The 23,973-nt window shown below is 56.1% G+C and carries 25 protein-coding genes; 19 read left to right on the top strand and 6 right to left on the bottom strand.

What is annotated here, in order from left to right; genetic code table 11:
* Positions 1-107 precede the first annotated feature (107 nt).
* Complete coding sequence (locus BLR08_RS23880) at positions 108-1,322, bottom strand: C40 family peptidase (protein WP_072336152.1); 1,215 nt, start codon at positions 1,320-1,322, stop codon at positions 108-110.
* A gap of 483 nt (positions 1,323-1,805) precedes the next feature.
* Between BLR08_RS23880 and eis the strand changes: the two genes are divergently transcribed.
* The 8 genes from eis (at position 1,806) to BLR08_RS23840 (ending at position 8,177) form a co-directional block, all read left to right on the top strand.
* The gene (gene eis / locus BLR08_RS23875) at positions 1,806-2,993 is read left to right on the top strand and encodes a GNAT family N-acetyltransferase (protein ID WP_072336149.1); all 1,188 of its coding nucleotides are present in this window, start codon (positions 1,806-1,808) and stop codon (positions 2,991-2,993) included.
* Positions 2,994-3,372: 379 nt separating this feature from the next.
* Positions 3,373-3,672 carry a LiaF transmembrane domain-containing protein gene (locus BLR08_RS23870; protein ID WP_072336146.1) on the top strand — a complete coding sequence of 100 codons (300 nt, stop codon included), beginning with the start codon at positions 3,373-3,375 and terminating at the stop codon, positions 3,670-3,672.
* Positions 3,673-3,713: 41 nt separating this feature from the next.
* The gene (locus BLR08_RS23865) at positions 3,714-4,394 is read left to right on the top strand and encodes a PspA/IM30 family protein (protein ID WP_072336143.1); all 681 of its coding nucleotides are present in this window, start codon (positions 3,714-3,716) and stop codon (positions 4,392-4,394) included.
* Positions 4,391-4,981 (top strand): PspC domain-containing protein, encoded by a 591-nt coding sequence (locus tag BLR08_RS23860; RefSeq protein ID WP_072336140.1) that lies wholly within the window; start codon positions 4,391-4,393, stop codon positions 4,979-4,981. The genes BLR08_RS23865 and BLR08_RS23860 overlap by 4 nt, the downstream gene beginning before the upstream one ends.
* A gap of 2 nt (positions 4,982-4,983) precedes the next feature.
* Positions 4,984-5,679: a PspA/IM30 family protein gene (locus BLR08_RS23855; protein WP_072336137.1), complete on the top strand. Its 696-nt coding sequence runs from the start codon at positions 4,984-4,986 to the stop codon at positions 5,677-5,679.
* A gap of 124 nt (positions 5,680-5,803) precedes the next feature.
* Complete coding sequence (gene liaF / locus BLR08_RS23850; RefSeq protein WP_072336134.1) at positions 5,804-6,454, top strand: cell wall-active antibiotics response protein LiaF; 651 nt, start codon at positions 5,804-5,806, stop codon at positions 6,452-6,454.
* Positions 6,455-6,472: 18 nt separating this feature from the next.
* Positions 6,473-7,549, top strand: coding sequence for a sensor histidine kinase (locus tag BLR08_RS23845; protein ID WP_072336131.1), 1,077 nt, complete (start codon positions 6,473-6,475; stop codon positions 7,547-7,549).
* Complete coding sequence (locus BLR08_RS23840; protein WP_072336129.1) at positions 7,530-8,177, top strand: response regulator; 648 nt, start codon at positions 7,530-7,532, stop codon at positions 8,175-8,177. The genes BLR08_RS23845 and BLR08_RS23840 overlap by 20 nt, the downstream gene beginning before the upstream one ends.
* Before the next feature lie 108 nt (positions 8,178-8,285).
* On the opposite strand, the gene BLR08_RS23835 is transcribed toward BLR08_RS23840, so the two are convergent.
* Together BLR08_RS23835 and BLR08_RS23830 are read right to left on the bottom strand one after the other, a co-directional pair.
* Positions 8,286-8,717 carry a DoxX family protein gene (locus BLR08_RS23835; RefSeq protein ID WP_072336126.1) on the bottom strand — a complete coding sequence of 144 codons (432 nt, stop codon included), beginning with the start codon at positions 8,715-8,717 and terminating at the stop codon, positions 8,286-8,288.
* Positions 8,718-8,743: 26 nt separating this feature from the next.
* Positions 8,744-9,511, bottom strand: a complete 768-nt coding sequence (locus tag BLR08_RS23830; RefSeq protein ID WP_072336123.1) for a DODA-type extradiol aromatic ring-opening family dioxygenase — start codon at positions 9,509-9,511, stop codon at positions 8,744-8,746.
* Positions 9,512-9,686: 175 nt separating this feature from the next.
* Here BLR08_RS23830 and BLR08_RS23825 point away from each other — a divergent pair, with 175 nt between their 5' ends.
* From BLR08_RS23825 to BLR08_RS23815, 3 genes are all read left to right on the top strand, one after another.
* Entirely contained in the window at positions 9,687-9,995 is a 309-nt protein-coding gene (locus tag BLR08_RS23825) for a winged helix-turn-helix transcriptional regulator (protein WP_072336120.1), read from the top strand.
* Positions 9,996-10,147: 152 nt separating this feature from the next.
* On the top strand, positions 10,148-10,558 hold the full coding sequence (locus BLR08_RS23820) for a VOC family protein (RefSeq protein WP_256257762.1): 411 nt from the start codon (positions 10,148-10,150) through the stop codon (positions 10,556-10,558).
* A 509-nt stretch (positions 10,559-11,067) separates the two neighbouring features.
* Positions 11,068-11,373 carry a hypothetical protein gene (locus BLR08_RS23815; protein WP_072336114.1) on the top strand — a complete coding sequence of 102 codons (306 nt, stop codon included), beginning with the start codon at positions 11,068-11,070 and terminating at the stop codon, positions 11,371-11,373.
* Between the two features lie 277 nt (positions 11,374-11,650).
* On the opposite strand, the gene BLR08_RS23805 is transcribed toward BLR08_RS23815, so the two are convergent.
* The gene (locus BLR08_RS23805; RefSeq protein WP_072336111.1) at positions 11,651-12,331 is read right to left on the bottom strand and encodes a hypothetical protein; all 681 of its coding nucleotides are present in this window, start codon (positions 12,329-12,331) and stop codon (positions 11,651-11,653) included.
* A gap of 971 nt (positions 12,332-13,302) precedes the next feature.
* Here BLR08_RS23805 and BLR08_RS23800 point away from each other — a divergent pair.
* Positions 13,303-13,767: a GNAT family N-acetyltransferase gene (locus BLR08_RS23800; RefSeq protein ID WP_072336109.1), complete on the top strand. Its 465-nt coding sequence runs from the start codon at positions 13,303-13,305 to the stop codon at positions 13,765-13,767.
* A 74-nt stretch (positions 13,768-13,841) separates the two neighbouring features.
* On the opposite strand, the gene BLR08_RS23795 is transcribed toward BLR08_RS23800, so the two are convergent.
* Entirely contained in the window at positions 13,842-14,225 is a 384-nt protein-coding gene (locus BLR08_RS23795) for a hypothetical protein (RefSeq protein WP_072336106.1), read from the bottom strand.
* Positions 14,226-14,423: 198 nt separating this feature from the next.
* Between BLR08_RS23795 and BLR08_RS23790 the strand changes: the two genes are divergently transcribed.
* From BLR08_RS23790 to BLR08_RS23770, 5 genes are all read left to right on the top strand, one after another.
* Complete coding sequence (locus BLR08_RS23790; RefSeq protein ID WP_072336103.1) at positions 14,424-15,191, top strand: YwmB family TATA-box binding protein; 768 nt, start codon at positions 14,424-14,426, stop codon at positions 15,189-15,191.
* A gap of 95 nt (positions 15,192-15,286) precedes the next feature.
* Positions 15,287-16,816, top strand: a complete 1,530-nt coding sequence (gene zwf, locus BLR08_RS23785) for a glucose-6-phosphate dehydrogenase (RefSeq protein WP_072336100.1) — start codon at positions 15,287-15,289, stop codon at positions 16,814-16,816.
* A 123-nt stretch (positions 16,817-16,939) separates the two neighbouring features.
* Positions 16,940-17,995, top strand: a complete 1,056-nt coding sequence (locus BLR08_RS23780) for a metallophosphoesterase family protein (RefSeq protein WP_072336231.1) — start codon at positions 16,940-16,942, stop codon at positions 17,993-17,995.
* Positions 17,996-18,029: 34 nt separating this feature from the next.
* On the top strand, positions 18,030-19,613 hold the full coding sequence (locus BLR08_RS23775) for a peptide chain release factor 3 (protein WP_072336097.1): 1,584 nt from the start codon (positions 18,030-18,032) through the stop codon (positions 19,611-19,613).
* A gap of 357 nt (positions 19,614-19,970) precedes the next feature.
* The gene (locus BLR08_RS23770; protein WP_072336094.1) at positions 19,971-20,738 is read left to right on the top strand and encodes a YheC/YheD family protein; all 768 of its coding nucleotides are present in this window, start codon (positions 19,971-19,973) and stop codon (positions 20,736-20,738) included.
* A gap of 20 nt (positions 20,739-20,758) precedes the next feature.
* Here BLR08_RS23770 and BLR08_RS23765 read toward each other — a convergent pair whose 3' ends face one another.
* Positions 20,759-21,670 (bottom strand): SDR family oxidoreductase, encoded by a 912-nt coding sequence (locus BLR08_RS23765; protein WP_072336091.1) that lies wholly within the window; start codon positions 21,668-21,670, stop codon positions 20,759-20,761.
* A gap of 102 nt (positions 21,671-21,772) precedes the next feature.
* On the opposite strand from BLR08_RS23765, the gene BLR08_RS23760 reads away from it, so the two are divergent.
* Positions 21,773-22,834, top strand: coding sequence for a helix-turn-helix transcriptional regulator (locus tag BLR08_RS23760; RefSeq protein WP_072336088.1), 1,062 nt, complete (start codon positions 21,773-21,775; stop codon positions 22,832-22,834).
* A gap of 43 nt (positions 22,835-22,877) precedes the next feature.
* Positions 22,878-23,960, top strand: a complete 1,083-nt coding sequence (locus BLR08_RS23755; protein ID WP_072336086.1) for a LacI family DNA-binding transcriptional regulator — start codon at positions 22,878-22,880, stop codon at positions 23,958-23,960.
* The last annotated feature ends 13 nt before the right edge of the window (positions 23,961-23,973 follow it).

Genomic DNA, 23,973 nt, shown 5'->3' with positions numbered 1-23,973 from the left:
GGCTTAAGCGGTATAGACTTTCGCCCGTTCCTGCATGAAAAAAACATCCGTCCATTCTGAACGGACGGATGACAAGGAGAAGGTATGTAAAGGTTAGAGCTGACGGATTAATAGGTGTGTCCCCCGAAAAGAAACCGATGCTCCCAGGAGGTGCCTGCGATCGAGTCGATGCGAACGCCGCCGGATTCCTCCGAATAAGTGTGCAGGACTTGGCCATTGCCCAGATAGATGCCTACATGGGTAATGGTAGCGGATGACTTGTCGATTCCGCTGTAGTTTGACGCTTTGGAGCCTTTATAGGACATGAAAAACATCAAATCGCCACGCTGCAGCTGCCGCCAGTCCGTCTGCGAACCGCCTATCGACCGCACATAAGAGCCTTGCGTGCGCGAGTTGCCGGGCAGCTGCTGTCCGATCCCGTCCAAGAACGCCTGTCGGACGAAATCAGAGCAATCGAAGGTGCTGGTATCATTGCGATTAGAGCCGAATTCGTAAGGAACGCCCATATATGACATTCCCGCTTGAATAACCTGCTCGGCGGCGGTCATGCGATTAAGCTGCTTATAAGGTTCAACAAAGGCAGTGCTTATGTATTTGGCGCTTGTGCTTACATAGCCGACGGTTCCGTTCTGATCCTGGACGTTATACCAGTAATCATTGTATTTGTCCAGCACAAGCACTTTCTCTCCAGCTGAGAGATAGCGGATCCGGGGATCGTCTGTTCCGGGTCCAGTCCGGAAAGAAACGGAGCTGACGATCGTACCGTTAGGAGGGGCCTGGAACAGCTCTTCTTCCTTTTCTTCCTCCAGCGCGGGCTCCTGATTATCATAAGTTTCTATGTACTGGGAGCTTGTACTAACATAGCCTGTATTCTCATTGGCGTCCATCACGCGGTACCAGTAGCTGTTTACTTTTTCCAATATGAGCACCTGTTCGCCTTCTTTGAGGAAGCGTGTGCGGGTGCTGGAGGTGGAAGGTCCGGTACGGAAGGAGACGGAACTGACGATTGTCGCGTTAGGCTCTGCCGGCACTTTGATCTTTGTTTCTTTCACATAGGTGGAGGAGGAGGATACATATCCGGTTTGTCCGGCCGCGTCCCGGACGAGGAGCCAATTATTATTGTAAGTCTGAATGAGCTCCAGCAGTTCTCCGGTTTTGAGCATGCGAATTTTGTCACCGCTTGTCGACGGCTGCTCTCGAAAATTGACGCCTTGGACCACTTTAAGCTGAGAGGTTTCGACATAGTACCCGAAGGCTTGGAATGGGAGAATGGACACGGTTGCGATCGCGCTGAGCAGGATGGCAAGCAGCTTCTTTTTCATGAGCTTGTAAACCCCCTTGTGGTTGTAGGACTACGGCAGTGCTGATGAACCCTGTCGAAAGTCTCCAAAAACTACCTTGCTTAGGTAAATGATAGCATAGGCTTTTTGCTAAAATTAGCGGAAAAACTTGACAAATCCCAGGGTGGAAAAAGACGAATTTAGGTATTTTGGGGGATTATTAACGTCATTCTATGGTGCCGATTAAATTAAAAGGGTATTTTCGCTTAATTACAATCAGGACATTTTTGTGAAATATGGATATTCAAAAAGTAAACAAAGGATGCCTATTGAAAAATAGTCTTAAAGTCACGGACATAATTGTTAGGTTTGACCCGAAATAATCGGCGGAAAAACCCGTCTTTCCTTGAGCTGGCATGTTAGTTTTGCCGATGGAAAAGCCTAGAAACTTAAGGTACAATGACTGCATATTAAGAAGTGAAAAAGGATGCCTAATCCTAATGTAAAAAGAATGGAGAACTAACCATGCCGAATCAGGATCAAGTTGAAATTCGCATCCTTGCCCAGGAACACTACGCCGAATCTATGGAGCTCTCGGCGTTCGCCTTTCAGTATGAGCTGTCCGAGGAGGAGCGCCGGCATCGCGAGGCTCTGCATCATATGCAGGAGCAGTGGGGGGCTTACGTCGAAGGAAAGCTGGCTGCGAAGCTGACGATTCTTGACTTTCAGTGCTATATGCAGGGGCATTCGCTAGCAATGGGCGGCATCGCCAGTGTCGCTACATGGCCCGAGTACCGCCGCGGAGGACTTGTGACCAAGCTGCTCGTGCAAGCCCTGTGCTCCATGAAGGACAAGGGGCAGACCTTATCCTTCCTGTATCCGTTCCAATACGGCTTCTACCGGAAGTTCGGCTGGGAGATGTGCGCGGAGCATAAGCAGTTCGAGATCGCCACCGCGCAGCTTCCCAAATGGCCGCATAGTCCTGGCAAGGTTGTACGCACGGATCGTCAGTGGGAGCCTCTTCATCGGATATATTCGGAGTACGCGGTCCGCTTCAACGGAATGCTGGAGCGCAGCGAAGCTTGGTGGACGCATCGGGTGCTGCCGAATAAGAAAGGGACGGCTGCCATCTATTATAATGAGGCGGGCGAGCCGACGGGTTATGTGCTGTATCAAGTGAAGGAACGGGTGCTCAAGGTACACGAACTGATAGGGCTTACGCATGAAGCGAAGCTGGGCTTGTGGCGCTTCCTGGCGGATCATGATTCCATGATCGAACGGCTGACTTGGAATGCCCCGGGGAACGAGGCGCTGCCGTTTCTGCTGGATAATCCGCGGGTGAAGCAGGAGATCGTCCCGACGTTCATGGCGCGGATTGTCGATGTTCCTGCCTTTCTGAATAAATATCCGTTTCAATCGGGTATGGAGGGGGCCTTCCTGCTGGATATCCGGGATGAGCATGCGCCGTGGAATCAGGGGGTCTGGCTTGTGGCTGTAGATGAGGCGGGACGAGCCGCCGTATCCTCTCCGGAGGAGGCTGGCGACCTGCAGAAGGTGAAGTGCTCGATCCAAACGTTGTCCGCGCTGCTGCTGGGCTACCAGAGGCCCTGCTTCCTGCAGGAAATCGGCAGACTGGATGCTCCGAAAGAAGCGGTAGACCAGTTGGAGCGGCTGGTGCCTTCTCGTCCTGTGTTTATTACAGATTTTTTCTAAATGGATGCGATGAAGAAATCCCGGCGCCCAGCGTCGGGATTTTTGTGCCATATAGCATGGACACTACAACGGCTGAACGAATGGGATTAATAATTTCAGGCTGCGGCGCATAGGTTCTGAATAAGCGCGAATAAGCTTCCAGACTTCAATAACCTCTAAATAAAGCTCCCCCCACTCCGTGGGGGTATTTGGCCTTCCGGGTGCGCTCATGGCCCGGGAAGCATGTCGGCTGGCGGAGGTCCTGCCCACAGCCGGGCAGGCGACTAGACTTAAGTCGAGTTGCAAAACCCGCCGCAGGTTCGTTTTGGGCGAAGGCGTTTTTCTCTAGAATAAAGACATAAGCAAGAGACATATCCAGAGAGGCGGTGAATCGAAACACATGAGAATGAATAAGCATACCGGCATCGCGCTGCTGATGATTTTCTTCGGAGTCCTGATCTTGCTGAACAAGATGGGGATACACACAGGCGGACATCTGATGAGCTACCTGTTCCCGATCGCAATGGTCGGCTTCGGATTCCTGGGATTGAAGAACGGCAAGTCGGTTATCGGGCTAATTCTTATCGGTATCGGCGGCCTGATCCTGCTGGGCAAGCTCTCCGGTCTGATCGGACTGCTGTTCGCAGGCGGATTGATCTGGTACGGCATCTCGCTCATCCGCAAAAAGTCGGTCTACTAAAGCGCATATGATATCTGATAGAAAAGGTGGTTGAGTCCTCTATGAGTCTAGGCAAAAGATTCCGTGATATCACGGTAGCTCACTTTAATGAAATGTTGGAAAACTCGGAAGATCCGGTTCGCCTGATCGACAAATACTTAGGTTCCCAATCGGAGCAAATCAGGGAGTCGGAGCGGCTGCTCCAGCAATGCCTGAGCCACGCCGCTTCGCTCCGGCATCAATACACCTCGGCCGAGCAGCTCAAGGAACGCCGAGAGCATCAAGCGATGCTGGCGCTTCGGGCGGGAGAGGATGAGGTCGCCCGCATCGCTCTGCAGGAGAAGATGGCGCAGGAGGAGAAAGCCTCGCAGTACAAAGCGTTGTATGAGCAAAGCAAGCTGGGCATCGTCGAGCTGGAGAACCAGATTCAGCAGCTGAAGGCGGATTTCGACGAAGTGGCGTCCAAACGCAGCTACTACATCGCAAGGCTGGAGTCGATCCGGCTGCAGCAGCGCATGAACGAGCGGCTGCGCACCATGGGGAGCGGACCGTCGCCGAGAATGTTCGATCGTCTGGACGAGCGCGTATCCGACATGGAGATGACGGCGCGAACGCTGCGGGAAGTGCGCGGTCACCTTCGCGAGGCTTGGAATACGGCCAGCGGGGCCGCTTCGCAAGCGGTGGATCAGGAGCTCGCCAAGCTTCGCAGCAAATTGCAGCAGGAGGGATGGAACCGGCCATGACGAAATTATACCGTTCAAGAACCGATCGCAAGTTAACCGGCTTGTGCGGCGGTCTGGCAAGCATGATGGGCATTGATTCCACGCTGCTGCGGCTTATCGTCGTACTGGCTGCTGTCTTCACTTCCGGCGTCGTACTGGGCATCTACGTGCTGGCCGCTCTGGTCATCCCTAGCGAGCCTTACTACGGCGGTCCATACGGACCAGGACCGGGTCCGGGACACGCGGGACCTTATGACGGCCGCGGCGAGCATAACTTCAGCAGCTGGAAGGACTGGAGACGCGCCGAGAGGCATTTCCGCAAAGCGCAAAAGTATGGTTGGGGTTCCTACGCCGCTCATGGCGGGCATCGCGAATATGACGCCGAGTATGCAGCGGGACCACAAATGCAGGGCCATCATGCCGGCAGCTACAGCCAAAGTCAGCACGCATCCGAACCGACGGGCAGCGATCTCGACGATATGATGAAGGACATCGAGAAAAAAGCGATGTGGAAGGAAATCGAAGAGCTTCGCGCCAAAGTCGCCAAATATGAAAAACAACAGCAAAACCAAAACCAACCAACTCAAACAACTAAAGGAGAGATCTGATCATGGGAGTATTTTCGAGAATTAAGGATATGACGAAAGCATCGCTGCACGAGGTACTGGACAAAGTGGAAGATCCGATCATCATGCTGAACCAGTACATCCGCGACATGGAAGAAGAGATCGCTCAAGCTGAAGTGACGGTAGCCCGCCAGATCGCCAGCGAGCGCAAGCTGAAGGAGCGTTTGGAGGAAGCGGGCCGCTTGGCCGCCCAGTTCGAAGCTCAGGCCAAGGACGCGCTGAAGAACAACCAGGAGGCGACGGCTCGCCAGGCGTTGGAGCAAAAGCTGTACTATGACGGCAAAATCACCGAGTACACGGATATGCATGAGCAAGCTAAAGCCCAAGCGGCCGAGCTGGTAGCTCAGCTGCATGAGATGAAGGATTCGTTCTATCAAATGCGCAACAAGCGCAGCGAGCTGATCACCCGGGCTCAGCTGGCCAAAGCCAAAAAGCAAATGGCCGAGGTGACGGCGAACAACGTGATCGAAGGCGGCAATGCGGCTAAAGGGTTCCGCCGTATGGAAGAGAAAATCATGACGATGGAAGTGGAAGCGGAGATTGCCCGCAAGCCTTATGTCGGCTCCGGCTCTTACGGAGGTTCGGTCTACAGCGCTACGGCATCGGCCGATCCGGCCAAGCAGCAGAAGCTCGATGAGCAGCTGAACCTGTTGAAAGAAAAGATTTCCTCGGAGCAGTAAACAGCCAGTGGAGTGAAACGGGCAGTTGTGATATGCTAGGTAAGGCAAAAGCCATGGGGCCGGAAAAAGCCGCTATGGCTTTTGCCTCAGTTAGGGGAGAGTTGTTTCGAAAGGGGGCGGCAGCATGAACAGCAAACGGAACCGCAACATTGCCATCGTGTTAATCGGTGCGGGGGTATTTTTACTGGCAGACGATCATCTTAGCTTCATGACGATTGTCGCCCTCTTTCTGCTTTTGTTCGGGGTGTATCAGGTTCGGTCGGGCACGGGCCGCAGGGGTTATGTCTTTATGATCATCGGACTGCTGCTGCTGATCGGCGGGAATTTGCCGCTTGTCATAGCGGTCATTCTGATCTCGCTCGGGTTTTTCTACAATAAATCGCGTAAGCTTCATCGGGATGATCAGCATTATCGCAAGCAGAGCATCATAGACAGCATTCGCTGGGGACGCGAGCCCTGGGTTCTGCGGAATATGTCGATCTGGAACGTGCTTGGCGAGATGCATATGGACCTGACGTATGCGATTCCCGAAACGAAGGAAACGACGATCATTTTACAAGGCGTGATCGGGGATATCGACGTAATTGTTCCCGAGGACGTAGGACTGTCCATCACGGCATCGGTGCTGTTCGGTCAGACCAGCATCGGCAACGACAAAGAGACCGGCATGATGAACAAACTGGTCTGGCAGTCGCCCAACTACTGGACGGCCGACCGTCAGGTGAAGCTGGAGATGTCCTACGTGATCGCGGATATCGACATTAAAATCGTGTAGTGCTGGAGGTTCTGGAGAATGGATGGACATGAAAAACGTCTAACCAATATGATATGGCGGAATATGGCGGAGTCCATGGGGCTCAGCCTTGTTCTGTTTGCCGTCATCGTGTATTTCCTCCAGGCTAACGGGTACTTGAGGCCATTCGAATCATGGAAGGAAGGCGTTAGCGTCAGTCTGACGCTGATCGCCATCACGGTTATCATCGGCGCGTCCTATGGGCTGTGGTCGGCTTACCGGATCACGCGCAGGCTGGAGCAGCTGAGGGAGGTCATGCTTTCGCTGGAGAAAGGCAATCTGAACCGCTCGGTGCCGCCGCTGGGCGAAGATGAGATCGGCCGGCTCGGCGAGCAGCTGAATCAGATCACGAAAAAGTGGGAGGAGCAGGTGTCTTCGCTACAGAGGCTGTCCAGCAACAATGCCCAGCTCGCCCAGCGGGCGAAGTATTCGGCGATCGTAGAAGAGCGGCAGCGGCTCGCGCGCGAGCTGCATGATGCGGTCAGCCAGCAGCTGTTTGCGATCTCGATGACGGCGACGGCTGTCGGCCGGACGCTGGACAAGGACTTTGACAAGGCTCAGCGGCAAATTTTCCTGATTGAGGAGATGGCGTCGGTCGCTCAATCCGAGATGCGTGCCTTGCTTCTGCATCTGCGGCCGGTCCACTTGGAGGGCAAGCGGCTGTCGGATGGGCTTGTCGAGCTGATGCAGGAGCTGTCCGCGAAGGTGCCGATGAAGATCGACTGGGAGTTCGCAGAAGGAGTCAGGCTGCCGCGGGGAATCGAGGACCATTTGTTCCGGATTGCCCAGGAGGCCATGTCGAACGCGCTGCGGCATTCCAAAGCAACCAAGCTTGAGGTGAAGCTGACCAAGCCATCGGTTGATGTGGTTAAGCTCATGATCCGGGATGACGGAGTCGGCTTCGATCTGGACACGCGGAAGCAGGCTTCCTACGGGATTGTGACGATGAATGAACGTGTGAACGAAATCGGCGGATCGATGAATCTGATCACGGCTCCCGGTAAAGGGACGCGCATTGAAATTAGAATTCCGATATTGGCGGAAGGAGGAACCCATCATGGAAGAGACGACGATTAAAGTACTGCTGGTGGACGATCATGAGATGGTACGGATCGGGCTTGCAGCTGTGCTTGGCACGGAGGACGATATCGAGGTGGTCGGCGAAGCCAGCGGCGGGCAGGAAGGAATCCGGCTGGCGCTGGAATACCGTCCGGACGTGGTGCTGATGGATCTGGTGATGGAAGGAATGGACGGCATCGAGACGACGCGCCGTCTGCTTGAGCAGCATCCGGATTGCAAGGTGATCGTGCTGACGAGCTTTATCGACGATGAGAAGATTTATCCGGTTATTGAGGCAGGAGCGTTCAGCTACCTGCTGAAGACGTCCCGCGCCGGCGAGATCGCCCAGGCGATTCGAGCGGCCGTTCAAGGTCAGTCGGTGCTGGAGTCCCAGGTCGCCTCCAAGCTGATGAACCGCTTCCGCCAGCCGAAGCAGGCGGCTATGCCGCATGAGGAGCTGACGGAACGAGAGATGGAAGTGCTGCGCCTGATCGCTTCCGGCAAGTCCAATCAGGATGTGGCGGACGATCTGTTCATCGGCGTGAAGACGGTGAAATTCCATGTGACGAATATTTTGGCGAAGCTTGGGGTCGAGGACCGCACTCAGGCCGCGATCTATGCTTATAAGAAGGGCCTTGTCGAGTAGACATAGCCATGAAAATAACCCCTTACAGACCGGCTTCGCATGAGGAGCAGGACTGTAAGGGGTTATTTGCCGGTTGCGGTATTTCGGTACGCCCGCCGCGCGGGTGTTTTAAGCGGCTTTCGAGCTCAAATCCTCGTTGGCCGTGCCGTCCAGAAACAAACGCTCGACCGCCAGCAGGGGACTGCCGGTGAACGCGAGACCGGCCGATAATACGAGCAGGATAAGCTCCAGTTCATAGCCTGCCGCCTGCGCGCTGCCGGTGAAGCCTGCCGACAGCTTGACCTTGAAGAGGGCAACGGCCATGATGATCACGAATAGAACGGAGATCAAGCGCGTGCCAAGTCCCAGAATGACCGCGACTCCGCCTACCAACTCGATAACAGCTACCAGATAAGCCGTAAAGCCAGGCAGCTGAAGGGTTTGAAACCAGCCCGAGACGTTGTCGATGCCTCCGGCGAATTTCTGATAGCCGTGAACGGAGAAGGTCAAACCCAGCATGACGCGGAACAGCAGCAGTCCGATGTTTACTTGTGTGTTCATAGTCGCTTCCTTTACTCCTTAGGGGATTAAAATTCAAAGCAGGCATAGCTCAGCGTGCCGAGCTCGTAGCTGCGGTGGATCAGCTCCGGCTTGCGGTCAGGGGAGCCCGCGCCCAGTGCGATGAACAGCGGCACAAAATGCTCGGGCCGCGGAACGGCTGCCTGGGCATGGGGAGCCAGGCGGTCATAGCTGAACAAGGCTTCCAGATCCCGGCGCTCCAGCCGGTCGATCAGCCAGTCGTCGAAGGCGACGGCCCAGGGCTCGGGCGTGTTTTGGCCCCAATTCACCATGCGCAGATTATGGACGGTGACGCCGCTGCCGATGACAAGAATATCTTCGTCCCCAAGCCCGCGCAGCGCTTCGCCAATCTTGTATTGCTCGGCCGGAGGCAGATACGGATTCACGGACAACTGGATAACGGGAATGTCAGCGGCCGGATACATCCGGTACAGCAATGTCCAGGAGCCGTGGTCAAGTCCGCGCGTGAGGTCGGTGTGAACGGCGATGCCCTGCTTCTCCAGACGGTCCTTCACGTCGCCTGCAATCCGGGAGGAGCCTTTGGCCGGATAGGTCAGCGCATACAATTCATCCGGGAACCCGCCGAAATCATAGATCGTTTCGTAGACGGCGTCGGAGGCGGAGACGGTGGTCGTTTGAGTCTCCCAGTGGGCGGTGAAAATCACAATAGCTTTCGGCTGCAGCCGTCCTGCAAGACGCTGCAGGAAATCCGTATAGTCATTTTGCTGCAGGGCAAGCATGGGAGAGCCATGGGCCAGGAAAAGGGACGGCATCATTTGAAAATCCTCCTAGTCGGTGTATGGAACTGAAAGTTATAGGTTACTTTATGTAAGTAAGTATATGATGATAACTTAATTTGGTCAAGTGGATAACTATAAAATATAAACTATATAATATTTAGTTAATATCGGTTATACTAGAAGGTAAAGCAGGTTAGTGAGGTGAGGCTACTTGAAACCGTCGTCCTTATGTCCCCGGATGGAGAAGGCAACACAGATCATAAGCAAGCGGTGGGCTGTGCTCATCATCTATCAATTGCTTGCCGGGCCGCAGCGGTTCTGTACGATCGAAGCTGCTCTGCCCATCAGCGGCCGGCTGTTGTCCGAGCGGCTAAAGGACCTGGAGCAGGAAGGCATCGTACAGCGCGATGTGTATCCGGAGATGCCGGTCCGAATCGAGTATTCGTTGACGGAGAAAGGTCTGGCGCTGGAGCCGGTATTAAGAGGCATCGAAGCATGGGCCCAGTCCTGGATCACATAGATCGAGTGGGATTTTGGAAAGAGCAAAAGGTCCGGTCGGAATCCGCTATCGAGTGGTGTTTGCACAAGGAAAAGATGTGGGTTGAGCAATAGTGACAGACAGGCTATAATGAGGCTTAATTCATGAAAATTGATGAGGGCAGGTGTCGGTTTGTGAGCAACGCTATTCTCAGAGGCGGCGGTTTCCACCACGTCGCAATCCGCGTATTTGACTTCGAGGGCACGATCCGCTTTTATTCCGATGTGCTGGGCTTTACCGTTCGGCATCAGTGGGGAGAAGGCGACAAGCGAGCGGTATTGCTGGATACGGGCGATGGCAACTATCTGGAAGTATTCGCGGGCGGTAAGGAAGGCCAGAAGCCGGAGGGGGCTTTTCTTCATCTGGCGCTGAGAACGGAAGATGTGGACGGCGTGACCGAGCGCGCCCGCGCGGCCGGAGCCGAAGTTACCGTGGAGCCGAAAAATGTCGAGCTAGGCGGTATTCCTGTAAGGCTGTCCTTTTTTAAAGGCCCGGATGGCGAGCTTATCGAGTTGTTCCAGAGCACGGGCGAAGACAAGCTGTAAGACGAGATAGGGCAAGATGCGCAGAAGGCAGGCAGGCAGGCAGAGCTGACGTCCCGCGTATCCTGACATACAAGGACAGACCTCTTATCATGGGGTCTGTCTTTGTGTTTTGTAGAAGAGCGAGCTGATGAAAGCCGGCTGGAGAATATGGATTAAAGGAAAGAGATTAATTAATTGTTCCACTGGAACAATTATAAACTTTTCTTTAGAAATGAGTGCTTCCCCCTCTCTAAACCGTCTATATATATGTTGGCCGCAGGAGGGAAGGACTGCCTGCGGAAGGCTGTCTTAAACGAATTGCAGCCGTTGCTCGTTGGCTGGCGGCGGCGGGATCTGAGATCATCGGGGACTTTCGCTCAATGAATCGTCGCCTATAAGCGTACCGCCTGGCTGTTTGCTAAGCATTGGAGGCGGGCGTTCGGGATGCGCAGGATGCCGCGCTGGAGCATATACAGATCGGAAATGAGAGAAAACGAATGTCGAACCGGCAGGAAAGAAGGGGAAAGGCTATGAAAGGTACGGCTGTGCCGTCGGAAAAAAACGAGATGCGTGACGCAAGCAAAAGCTTGTCATTTGGGGAGAAGACGGAAATATTGAAGCGCTACGAAGCATTCAGCTACCAGATCGCTCATTACCTGCTGCAGGAGGAAAGGGCGGCGCAGTCGGCTGCCGAAGGCGCGCTGCTGGAGCTGTACCGTTCGGAGGAATTTTTCCGCCTGACGGCGATCCAGAAGGGCGAATATGTCCGGAAGGTGAGCATGAAGCATGCGCTGCTCGTGCGCAGGCAGGCGGATACGTCGCGTATGCGGGCATAAACGCAAGAAAGCCCGGGGCGATCCGGGCTGCAGGCTCAAGGGCATGCTTAAACGGAGGAAGGCACCGGGATAAAGAAGACGAGACAGATGAATTGGAGAACAGGACGATACGTTGAGCAGACTGTAAGACAGGAAAGACAGGAAAGACAGGAAAGACAGGAAAGACAGGAAAGACAGGAAAGACAGGAAAGACAGGAAAGACAGGAAAGACAGGAAAGACAGGAAAGATAGGAAAGACAGGAAAGACATACAATCGGACGAGGCTGTGAATTGCCTCTTACATATAAGCGTCGAACAGTATGCCGGTTATAGGCACCGGCAGGTATGTTTTTAGCCCGCTGCCTGGGCTCTTCCCGTAGCTGCTAAGCGCACGGAGCGGGCCATACTTCGGCTCCAAAAGCTGGAAAGCCGGCGAAGTCTGCAGCTCGCTCGCGGCTGTCATGAGCCGCTCGGCGAAGCCTGCCAACGCTTGCGCGGCCTCTGCCGGCCGTCGTGCCGACTGCTCGGCGAATTTCGCCGCGTGGAGCGATAACGTACCGTCGGGCTGACGCTCCAGGCCCAGTTCCTCCAGCTGTCCAAGCGGCAGTTGGGCGGCAAACCGTGAAGCAGCGGAGCGGGTCATCGGCCCGGCCTCGCTCAGCGCGGTCACAAGCTCGTTGTAGCCGCGGGTCAGCTGTTCGGCCGCTAGGCCCGACTTGTCCCCTACGCTGCGCAGAGCGTCCCGTGCGTCGGCGGCGGTTTGCTTCGCCTGCCCGGCTTTGTCTTCGACTTGGGCAAGACCTGCGGCGGCTTCTTTGGCAAACTGGTCAAACCGGTATCCGGCCATCGTCGAGTCCGGGAAAACCGCTTTGGTGATACGGCTGACGGGGCCGCTGCGGCTCTGCTGCGCTTTGTCTTGTGCCGCCCACAGAGCATGGGTTTCATAAGCGCGAAATAGACTGCCGACCGGTGCGATCATGCTTCATCCCTCCGTTCAAGCTGGAATGTTCCGTTGACTGCTTTCTTCCATTATAACCCACAGAAAAGCAGGCGTAAACGCAGAGCGCACGACGCCGAAGCGGGCAAGGCTGCAAGATGACGTTAAAAACGTTATTACGTAAATTTCCCTACTTCAGAAGAAGGCCCAAGCAAGCAGTAACTGAAAAATCGTATAAGATGAGGAGGCCTAAGCAGTAACCAATAATCGCACGGCCTGCGACGTCTTTCCGAGTTGTAGCCGAAAAATCGTATAAAATGCGCCCGATGGGTGGTCAACGTATGGGATTTGTATGGAAAAACGTATAAATACGCTGCGGTGACAGATAAAAGCATGGGAGTTGTGCGGAAAACCGTATAAATACGCTCGGCTGGCGAGCAAAGGGATGAAGGGTATACGAAAAATCGTATAAATGGGCCTGAACTGCTGATCACGCGCAGCCTAGTCCCTATTTCGGCACGGGGGCCGGAATTTCCGAGTAGAAACACCGAGTAGAGACACCGAAGCAGTAATAAATAGCAAACAAATCCCTTCTGCAACTCTCCAACATGTCAATGTAAGCGAACGACGCCCTCCAAGTCAGCTGAGTTACTCCGTCCCAAGCCCACGGCCCCTCGCTTGCCCGTGATTGTTAACAAGCCATGTTACTCTCCATGGCATTTTGCATGAGCTGCTTCGCATTCTTGACAGATCCCTGCCGCGTATCTTACTATGGGATATTACCTGTCGATAAAAAGGGGCTTGAGACCGGATGAATGGATTGCATATATTCGTGATTGCGGCGGTGCTTGTCGTATGTGTCGCGTTTCTGTTATTTGTCGGCAAAAAGTATAAGAAATAGCGGACGCCTTGTTGAGCGTTTTGATTAACATTTCTCATGCCCGCCACATACGCTGTAGGAAAAGCTCGGCGGCCGGAATCCGGTCTCCGGGCGGCTGAAAGGCGGGAGGGCGATGCTTCGCAGACGCATTCCTAAGCGCGATGACCGCGCTATTTTTGAGCTTGTCGAGAAGGAGCTGCTGCCCTACGCCAGGGAGACGGCGCCTGGCCTGCGGGTTACGCGTCCCGAGCTGCGCAGACGTCTACGGGCCTGCACGACCTATGTAGAGCTGACAGCGGGGCGCCAGGCGGCGGGCTTTATTTCGCTTCGGACGGACCGGGAGCGGCTAACCGTCGATCTGCTGGCCGTGCATCCGAGGCATCAGGGACAGGGGTTGGGCAAGCGGCTGATGCGCTATGCCGAGAGGAAAGCGCAGCTGCTGAAGCTTCCGGAGATCGTGTTGTGGGTCGATGAGGCCAATGAGCGGGCCCGGGGATTTTATCACAAGCTCGGCTATGAGCCGGTTTATTATGACCGCCATATGCGGTGTTTTCTGTTGACCAAGCGACCGGCTCCGCCGGCAAACGGTATCGGATGAAGGAAGCCGCCGGCCAAGCGCGAACAAGCGCCGAGCCGGTGGCTTCGCTGCATATTGGGCGCGGCCCGAGGCAGTCAGATCAGGACGAACAGCAGCGCGATAAGCGCCAGGTCCAGAATAAACCGCCCGCCTCCCGGATAATAGGGACCGCCCGAGTAAGGATAAGGTCCATAAGGGAAGGCGGAGGTGGTCACCGCACCGGCACCAGGCGTCTGAGGCTTGCCTTTCCGGCCCGCGCGGCCCGGCAGCTTCTTATTTGCTTTGGCTCGGGCCCTGGAAGCTGCCTTGGTTTCGACCGTGGCTTCTGCGCCGCCCTCTTCTGTGCCGAGATACAGCTTGCCTCCCTCCACCCGGGAGAGCACGCCATAAATTTCCGTTCCGTCTTGCATCAGAACCAATACCGGTTTTCCGCAATGCGGCTTGCAGTCCTCTTCCGTCACCGGATAAATCCGTTTCATGCCGAACACACCTTTCTATCGTCTCAAGTGGTTTCCTGCCTACACTGTCAGCTTATGCGGCTATGGCCCGCATGCTCTAGGCAGATGGCCTGCCGAACGCCGCCCAATTTGCGGATCAGGTATAAACTCTCTCGACCCGGGTCATACTGAGTCCTAGATTGATAGATTCGGAGAAATGAGCGAAGGATGGGGTCGGCGATGAAGAAGGCGTGGTTGTTCGGCATGATGACAGGTTTGGCGATCGTCTGTATGGCGGCGCTGCAGGTGCAGGCCAAGTCCCTCCATTCGCCGGCGGATGAGGCGTCTTATGCCGATACGCGCCTGCTGCTGCAAGCAGCGGCCGAGTCGCTGGGACCGGCTGCGGCCGTCAAGCTGACGCTCAAGAAGGGCGGACCTTCCGCCCCGGCTGCGAATGACGCCGAGCTGCTCGCGCTTGGCCGGTCATGGAGCGAACGGCTCGGGATGGAGCCGGCCTCGTCGCTGTCGGATCAGCAAGGGCATGCCGTGTACCGCCAGCAGGCGGAGGCGCAGGGCTGCACGCAGACGCTGCTGCTCACCGCGCTGAACGCCGAGTCGACCTACCTCATCGTACGCGCGGAATGCGAGGGGTATCCGCTGCAGGATACGGAGCGGGCTGTCAGCCTGCAGCAGCTTGCGGATGCAGGGCTGCAGACAGCAGGCTGGAACGGAGCCTGGAACGTCGTCGTACAGGGAGAGCTTCCGGAACGGACGGAGGACGGCGCCTTGGCTGCGCTGGAGCGGACCCTTTACAAGCTCGCTGCGGGAGAGGTCGAACGTTATGAGGATAGAGGCACGATCAGCCGCTCCTACCGCTCGGATCGGTTGAACGGTTATGTGCTCAGCGGCACGGAGAAGCTCCATGTTCAGGCCGCGTTGCGCTGCGACTCCACGGATGGAGACTGGCGATTAACGATTGGAGCGCCGGTAGTTACGACTGAGTATTGAAAACCGTTATCATATTCGGTATGCTAGAGGGAATAGCAAAACAGGCGTTATCTGTTCCATTGCTCCTACCATATTCAGAAAGAATGAGGGAAACCATGACGAATGCCGTATTTCTAATTTTTGGGGCGACCGGGGATTTGGCCAAACGCAAGCTGTTCCCGGCCTTCTACAGTTTGTACCGCGAGCGCAAGCTTGGCGACAAGTTCGCCGTAATCGGACTTGCGCGCCGTCCGCGTTCAAACGAGCAGTTCCGCGAGGATGTGCTGGAGTCCATTAAAGAGTTCGCGCGTTACAATGTGACAAAGGACGAGCAGTGGGACTCTTTCGCCGAGCATTTCGAGTATATGTCCCTGGACATCAACAATGTGGAAGGCTTCCGCGAGCTCAGCAGCTTGACCGATAAGCTGGACGCGAAGTTCGAGATCGGGGGCAATCGCCTGTCCTACCTCGCGCTCTCACCGGAGCTGTTCGGCAGCGTCTCTCATAATCTGAAGGAGGGCGGGCTGCTTGAGACGGCGGGCTGGCACAGGCTGGTTATCGAGAAGCCGTTCGGCTATGATCTGAAGTCGGCTGAGAAGCTGAACGCGGAAATTCGCCAAGTGTTCGAGGAGAAGGATATTTACCGGATCGATCACTATCTGGGCAAGGAAATGGTTCAGAACATCAATGTCGTACGGTTCGCCAACGCGTTCTTCGAGCCGTTATGGAATAACAAATACATAGCCAATATCCAGATTACGCTCAGCGAGACGGTCGGCGTGGAGGACCGCGGCGGCTATTACGACAGATCCGGAGCGCTGCGCGATATGACGCAGAACCATATGCTGCAGATGCTTGCGATCATGGCGATGGAAGCGCCAAGCCGGATGCATCCGGAGAGTATCCGCGATGAGAAGGTGAAGGTGCTGCGCAGTCTGCGCGGTTTCGAATCTTCGGCTGACGTACTGGCCCACACGGTCCGCGGCCAGTACTCGGCCGGTCTGATGAAGGGGCGCGAGGTGCCGGGCTACCGCCAGGAGGATAAGGTCAATCCGGTGTCCAACACGGAAACTTATTTCTCGGCGCGCGTGTTCGTCGATAATTTCCGCTGGGCGGGCGTACCGTTCTATATCCGTACGGGCAAACGTCTTCCCGTCAAGACGACCGAGGTTGTAGTGGAATTCAAGAACGTTCCGAACAATGTGTACCTCTCGAGGAAGCATAAGCTGGAGCCGAATTTGCTCGTCTTCCGGGTCAACCCGATGGAGGGCATTTACTTTAAAATGAATGCGAAGCAGCCGGGCTCGGAAGGATCGATCGTGCCGGTGGCGATGGACTTCTGCCAGAGCTGCCAGGTGGGCCTGAATACGCCGGAAGCGTACGAGCGTCTGCTGCATGATGCGGCGCGCGGCGATTCGACCTACTTCACCCGCTGGGATGAAGTGGCCCTGGCCTGGAAGTATGTCGATCAGATTGCGGCTGTCTGGGCGGAGAAGGCGGAGGATGCCGACGATCTGCAAACCTATGCAGCCGGTACATGGGGACCGGAGAAGGCGCAGCGGCTGATCGAGGAAGACGGCTTTCGCTGGTGGCCGGTCAACGGACAGGACGAAGGCGAAGTCGCCTGGGAGTTCACTCAGCGCTAGTTGCCGGGCTATAAGAAGCAAGAGACGGTGGGAGGGCAGGCTGCCCGAAACCGTCTCTTTTTTTCGCTTCCCAAGTTATGTTATGATGACAAGGAAGTGTTGAAGAAACAAGGGGGAACGTATGTGTCCAGGCGCAAGTTTCTGGGATGGCTGGTATGGCTGCTGCTGTGGATCGGCGCGGCTTTGTTCGGGCTGGTCAAGTTGCTTGAGCGATCGGTCGCTACCCAGAGGAGTCAGACTTCGAACGGATTGACGAGCCAGAAGCCTGCCGCCACGGCCGACGAGCAGGCAGCGACGGAAGCAAACGATCCTGTCTGCTCGTTTCTGATTCTGAGCGATCTGCATATTTCCCGAGATGATCCGAATACGATCCGCCGGGTGAAGGCGGCCTTCGAGGATATGAGCGAATTCCGGACACCGGTCGAGGCGCTGCTGTTTACCGGCGATTTGACGGAATACGGGCGAGAGCAGGATTACAAAGAGCTGCGTAATCTGATGAATGGGTATGAACTGCCTCCCGTCTATGCCAACATGGGCAATCATGATTATTACGACATCTGGATCGACAAACGGGGCAGCTTCAAGCAGGATACAATGCCGAACGGCAAGACGGATTGGCAGTCGCGCGAGCGGTTCCAGCAATTTTTCGGCTTGAAGAAGCCTTACCAGGATGCATGGATCAAGGATCATCAGCTGATCCTGCTGTCCCAGGAGGCTTATGTGCAGGAGAAGCCCGAGGTAGGCGAAGGAGCCTGGTATTCGGAGGAGCAGCTCTCCTGGCTCGAGGAGAAGCTGGCTGCCCGCAAGGACGACAGGCCGGTGTTCATTATGACGCATCAGCCGCTTCCGCCCGCAGGGCGCGACGGGAAGACGCATCAGCTGATTCCGGCAATTCGCTTCCGCGAAATTCTGCGGCCTTATAAAAATGTGTTCGTATTCTGCGGACATTCTCATCAGGATTTTCAAGGCACGATCGAGCATTATGTAAAGGAAAGCTTCCATTATTTCCATAACTCGTCCGTCGGGCGCGTTATGAACCGGAAGTATGAGACGGTGGCCCAAGACAAGGCGCAAGGCTTGTATGTTCAGGTGTATGCGGACCGGGTGACGCTGCGCGGACGGGATTTCATCTCCCGCAGCTGGCTGAGCGAGGCCAACTGGACGATCCCTTTGAGCTAATCCATTATATGTCAAGGAAGGAATAAGAAACGACATGAGTACCGAGAAGCGCGAAACTTTAGCAGAAGAGGTTAACAAGCGGCGCACGTTTGCCATTATCTCTCACCCGGATGCGGGGAAAACAACGTTGACGGAAAAGCTGCTGCTGTTCGGAGGTGCGATCCGCCTGGCCGGCACGGTCAAAGGACGCAAGGCAAGCCGTCACGCGACCAGCGACTGGATGGAGATCGAGAAGCAGCGGGGGATTTCCGTTACTTCGTCCGTGATGCAATTCGACTATGAAGGCCATCGCGTTAATATTTTGGATACGCCGGGTCACCAGGACTTCAGTGAGGATACGTACCGCACGCTGACCGCCGCCGATAGCGCCGTGATGCTGATCGACTCGGCCAAAGGGGTCGAGGCGCAGACCAAAAAGCTGTTCCAAGTGTGCCGCAAGCGCGGAATACCGATTTTCACCTTCATCAACAAGATGGACCGCGAAGGACGTAATCCGTTTGAGCTGCTGGAGGAACTGGAGAATTTGCTCGGCATTCGTTCCTACCCGATGAACTGGCCGATCGGCTCCGGCAAGCAGTTCAGCGGCGTATACGACCGCAAGCTGACTCAGGTCGAGCTGTTCCAGGGCGACGACCACCGCGAGATTCAGGTCCAGCCGGTCAGCGGCTACGAGGACCCGATCGTGAAGGAGATTGCGGGCGAATTTTTTTACGACCAGCTGGTGCAGGATCTGGAGCTGCTCGATGTGGCGGGCGACGAGTTCGATATGGAGAAGGTGCGCACCGGCGAGCTGACGCCGGTATTCTTCGGCAGCGCGATCAACAACTTCGGGGTGCAGACGTTCCTGGAGAACTTCCTGCAGCTGGCGCCGACGCCGACGTCGCGACGCAGCAACGAGGGTGAGATCGACCCGCTGAACGAGAAGTTTTCGGGCTACATTTTCAAAATTCAGGCGAATATGAACCCGGCACACCGCGACCGGATCGCTTTCCTGCGTATCTGCTCGGGCAAGTTCGAACGCGGGATGAGCGTCAAGCATGTACGGGTAGGCAAGGATATTAAGCTGGCTCAGCCGCAGCAGTTTCTGGCGCAGGACCGGGATATTGTGGAGGATGCGTTCCCGGGCGATATTATCGGTCTGTTCGACCCGGGCATCTTCCGTATCGGTGATACGCTCAGCCAGATAGGCGGATTGGAGTTCGACGAGCTGCCGACCTTCTCCCCGGAGCTGTTCTCCAAGGTGACGGTCAAAAACGCGCTGAAGCACAAGCAGTTCCAGAAGGGCGTCGACCAATTGACGGAAGAGGGCACGATTCAAGTATTTAAAACGATCGGGTTCGAGGATATGATTCTCGGCGTTGTCGGCCAGCTTCAATTCGAGGTATTCGAGCACCGGATGAAAGGCGAATACGGCGTCGATGTGCAGCTATCGCGCATGACGTACCAGTTCGCGCGCTGGCTGGTCGGAGACGATATCGACTCCGGCAAGTTCCGCATTAACTCTCAGCTGGTGAAGGATAAGAAAGACAACTACGTGGCGCTGTTCGAGAACGAGTACGCGCTGCGGACGGCTATGGAAAAAAATCCGAATTTGAAATTTTTGGAGACGGCTCCGTAAGAAGCCGGACTCGCATGAGAACCTTCGCAGGCTTTCGCCTTATGGCGCGGCCGGCGAAGGTTTTTTATTGCTTCCGGCGAGGGAGGCGGGGGGTGGCTCTGAAGCCTGACAAGACTTAGGCGTCTATCCCTTGCCTGATCCGGCTTCCCGGCATACCTTGGTAAGGGCGAGGAAGGAGGAGGCCAGCGGCTCTCCGATCAGGGATGAGACGGCCCATTCCTCATTCGAAGCATATACCTGGACACCTGTACAATTGCACACTCCCGCGGCGGCTGTCATGTGTGCCGGCAAGCTTCGGCAAAAGGTCTGCTTGCTCCTGTCCGCGGCATAGAAACATAATCGAAAGAGGTGGTTGATATGAGAAAGCGAACCTACCGCAGACATATTACCAGCAAATGGGCGAAAACGAAGGCGCTGCTGGCTAACCCGGCGACGGCCCGGCATGTGCCCGATACCCGGAGGCTGACCAGAGGCTCCCTGCACGATATGCTTCGCACATACGGCATGGTGTATGTGAAGCCGAATAGCGGAACTTACGGGATCGGCGTTATCCGCGTGGAGCAGCATGGGGCCGAAGGGGGGCACACCTACGCGTATCATGCGGGGACGAGAATCCGGTCGTTCGCCACCTATGATGAGCTGTACCGGTCGCTGTCCGCTCTGACCAGGAAGCGGAAATATTTGGCTCAGAAAGGCATCCACCTGCTCAAATATAAAGGCAGGCGCTTCGACCTGCGCGTCATGGTGCAGCAATCTCCAGCCAGACGATGGGTAACGACCGGCGTAATCGGCCGGGTAGCGGCGCCGGGCAAGGCGGTAACCAATGTGCACAACGGCGGCAAGCTGAAGCCTGTGGAGGCTTTGCTGGGTTCTCATACGGGAGGCCAAGAGCGGGAACGGGTAGTGAAGGGCTTACGCTCGCTGGGGCTGAAGGTGGCCCGGCAGCTGCATAGCCGGTACCGCGGCATCAAAGAGGTCGGTCTCGACGTAGCGATGGACGACAGGCTGTTCCCCTGGATACTGGAGGTCAACACATGCCCGGACCCGTTTATTTTCCGCAAGCTGAAGGATAAATCGATCTACCGCCGCATCTACCGGTATGCGAAGGCTTATGGCCGGCTCTAGCCTTTAGGCTCCCTCCGGCTTTATCTGTAGCCGTTGGCATTGGCCGGCTTGCCGGCTTCCTGAACTTCTACGAGATACCGGAAGCAGTCCGGCTGTGAGCCGTCGAGATCCTTGAAGCCATAGACGCCAGCCAGCTGCCCGCTGGATAAGGACTGCCCGTTCCATCTGCCGGCATCAGGGTCGCCGGCCAAGGCGGCCACGGCGCGGCCGACAAAACGCGGCGTCTCGGAGATGATGAAGTGAGGCTCGCGTTCCGCCGCGTCGCGCCAGTTCTCCTCCTTGACGCCGAAGTGCTCCAGCATGATCTCCGAGCGCATCCAGCCTGGGGTTAAGGAAACCGCCGTGCAGGAGTAGGGCTTCAGCTCCTGAGCCAGTGCCCAGGCCATGCGGTTGATAGAGGTTTTGGCTTGATCGTAGAACAAGGATATCCGGTAATGGTCCTGGTTGTAGGCGGCCGTGCCGTCCGTCATTTCCACGACCAGGCCGTGCTTGTTGCGGATCAGCAGGGGCAATGCGAAGTGGCTGGTGATGATATGCGTATCGATCGCGAGCCTCAGCATGCGAAGCCCGCCCTCCAGCGAATGCTCCCAGACCGGAACATGCCATTCAGCCAGCAGCTCCGCTCCCCATATATCATTGATCAGAATATCCAGCCGTCCCTGCTCCTGCTCGATCCGCTGCACAAGAGCCTGCACTTGCTCGGGGATCAGATGATCGACTTGGACGGCGATGCCATGTCCGCCTGCTTGCGTAACCAGCTCGGCTGTTTCCTCGATCGTCTCGGGACGGTTGTATTCGGAACGCGACGCGCGAGTAGTCCGCCCGGTTACGTATACCGTAGCTCCGGCTGCTCCCAGCTCGGTTGCTATGCCCCGGCCTGCCCCTCGCGTAGCGCCCGCTACTAATGCCACTTTTCCGTTCAAAGGTTTCATTGAAATTCCTCCTGTCATTGGCTTGCTTCTCTAGTGTATCCTTTAAATACGACATCAATTGTCATATAATAAAGTTAATATGAGGAGAAGGTGGGGAGCGCTATGAGAGCCGACCGGCTCGTTTCCATTATGCTGCTGCTGCAAAATCAAGCCAAGCTGACGACCGGCGAGCTGGCCAGCCGGCTGGAGGTGTCCGAGAGGACGATTCTCCGCGATATGGATGCGCTCAGCGCGTCCGGCGTGCCTGTCGTGGCGGACAGGGGGAAGGGCGGCGGGTGGAGGCTGCTGGACCGGTTCCGCAGCCAGCTGAGCGGGATGAAGCTCGCCGATCTGCAGGCTTTGGTCATCATGCCGTCCGATACCTTGCTGAAGGATCTCGGCGTTCAGACCGAAGCGGAGGGCGTGCGCCAGAAGCTGCTGGCGTCCCTGCCGGGCTCCTTTCAATCGGAGGCCATGCCTTTTATAGAAAAAATATTTGTGGATACAGCGGCCTGGAGACCGTCCCGCACGGCGCTTGACGCGTTCCGTACGGTACAGCAGGCGGTGTGGGAGGACAAGCTGCTCAGCATCCGGTATGAGAAAGCGGACGGTTCGCGTTCCGAGAGGGTTGTGCTTCCTCTGGGACTGGTGGCCAAAGGGAGCACTTGGTATCTGGTGGCCGCCTCGCTAGATGGGGAATACCGCACCTATCGCGTATCCAGAATCCATGAGGCGAGCCTGCCGGGCGAAACCTTCGTAAGGCCGGAGGCGTTTCGGCTGGCGGATTATTGGAGGCAGAGCAAGGAGAGCTTCATAGGAGCGCTTCCCAGCTATAAGGTTCAGGTGCTGGCGCATTCGTCCATCATCCGCAGAATGACCTTCACCGATAAATTCATAGCGGATATACGGATGGAGGAAGCGGATGCGGACGGCTGGGTCCCTGTTTCCTTGACATTTAATGACGAGCAGCAGGCGGTGGAATACGTGCTGGGGTTCGGCCCCCAAATCCGGCTGCTGCAGCCGCGGCATCTGATCGCAGAGATTGCGGCCCAGGCGGCGGCTGTGGCGGAGATGTACAGGGCGGTAAGCGTCTCGATGCCGGAAGGGAACCGCACCGGGGCGCATGACAGGCAGGTCATAACTGCGGCTCTCCCGGTTGACAGCAACGGGCCATGCAGGAGATAATGAGCGCGTGCTAACTTGGAGTGACATGCTGGGGGTGAGAGGGATGGTAACCCGTAAAGAAGTTGCGGCTATGGCCGGCGTATCCGAAGCCACTGTCTCTCGGGTATTCAATGGCGTGGGGCCGATGAAAGAAGCGACGAAGCAGAAGGTGCTGGAAGCGGCAGCCGCGCTGAATTATCATCCGAATGCGATCGCGCAGAACTTCGCCAGAAGGCGGAGCGGCAATATCGGCGTCGTGCTTCCTTATGTGCCTAAAGTTCATATATTTACGACTTATTATTTTGCCGAAGTCTTAAGCGGGATCGGAGAGCAGGCCAGAACCTCGGGCTACGATATGCTGCTGATGTTTCGCGCGCCCGGCGAGGGCAGCGATTACAGCGGCTTTTTCCGCTCCCACAAGGTGGATGGCTGCGTCATTCTCGGCGCGACGGATACGCCCCAGGAGAGGGCCGAGCTGCGCAAGCTGCATGAGTTCGGGTATCCTTATTGTCTGGTCAATCAGCATTATCCGGGCGAGGCGTTTCAGCTCGTCGATGCGGATCATGTGCAGGGCAGCTATGAAGCGGTGCAGCATATGATCAGCCAGGGCAAGCGAAGCATCGCTTTCCTCAATGGCTCCCCGGAATATTCCAACAGCGGCGACCGGTGGCTGGGGTACAAACGGGCGATGCAGGAGGCGGGGCTGCTGGCCCCCGAGACGAATATGCCGGATCAGATGCCGCAAGGGATGTATTATGAAGGAAATTATAGCCGTAAGAGCGGTCTCCGGGCTGCGCAAACGATCGGTCCTTATCTGAAGGAAGGAAAAGTGGACGGCATATTTGCTTCCAATGACCGGATGGCGATCGGCTTGATACAAGGGCTGCGCGAACAAGGGCTTCAGCCGGGGACGGATTATTCGATTATCGGCTATGATGATTCCGAAGCGGCGCGTGTAACCGACCCGCCGCTCACGACGGTGGCCGTGCCTTTCTTTGACATGGGAAGGATGGCGGCGAAGCTGGTGCTTGAGCGGCTGCAGCAAGAAGCGGTTGGCGTGAAGCTGAAACATGCTGGGCAGAGGGGAGAATGGGGGCAAAAACCAACGATGCTGGAGACGCAGCTGATCATTCGGCAGTCGGTGTAAAAAGCCGTTGACG

Origin of the sequence: Paenibacillus sp. cl123 (genome assembly GCF_900101595.1) — a bacterium.
GTDB lineage: Bacteria > Bacillota > Bacilli > Paenibacillales > NBRC-103111 > Paenibacillus_G.
Note: the sequence above shows the minus strand (reverse complement) of the source record. Positions and strands in the feature narration are given on the sequence as shown.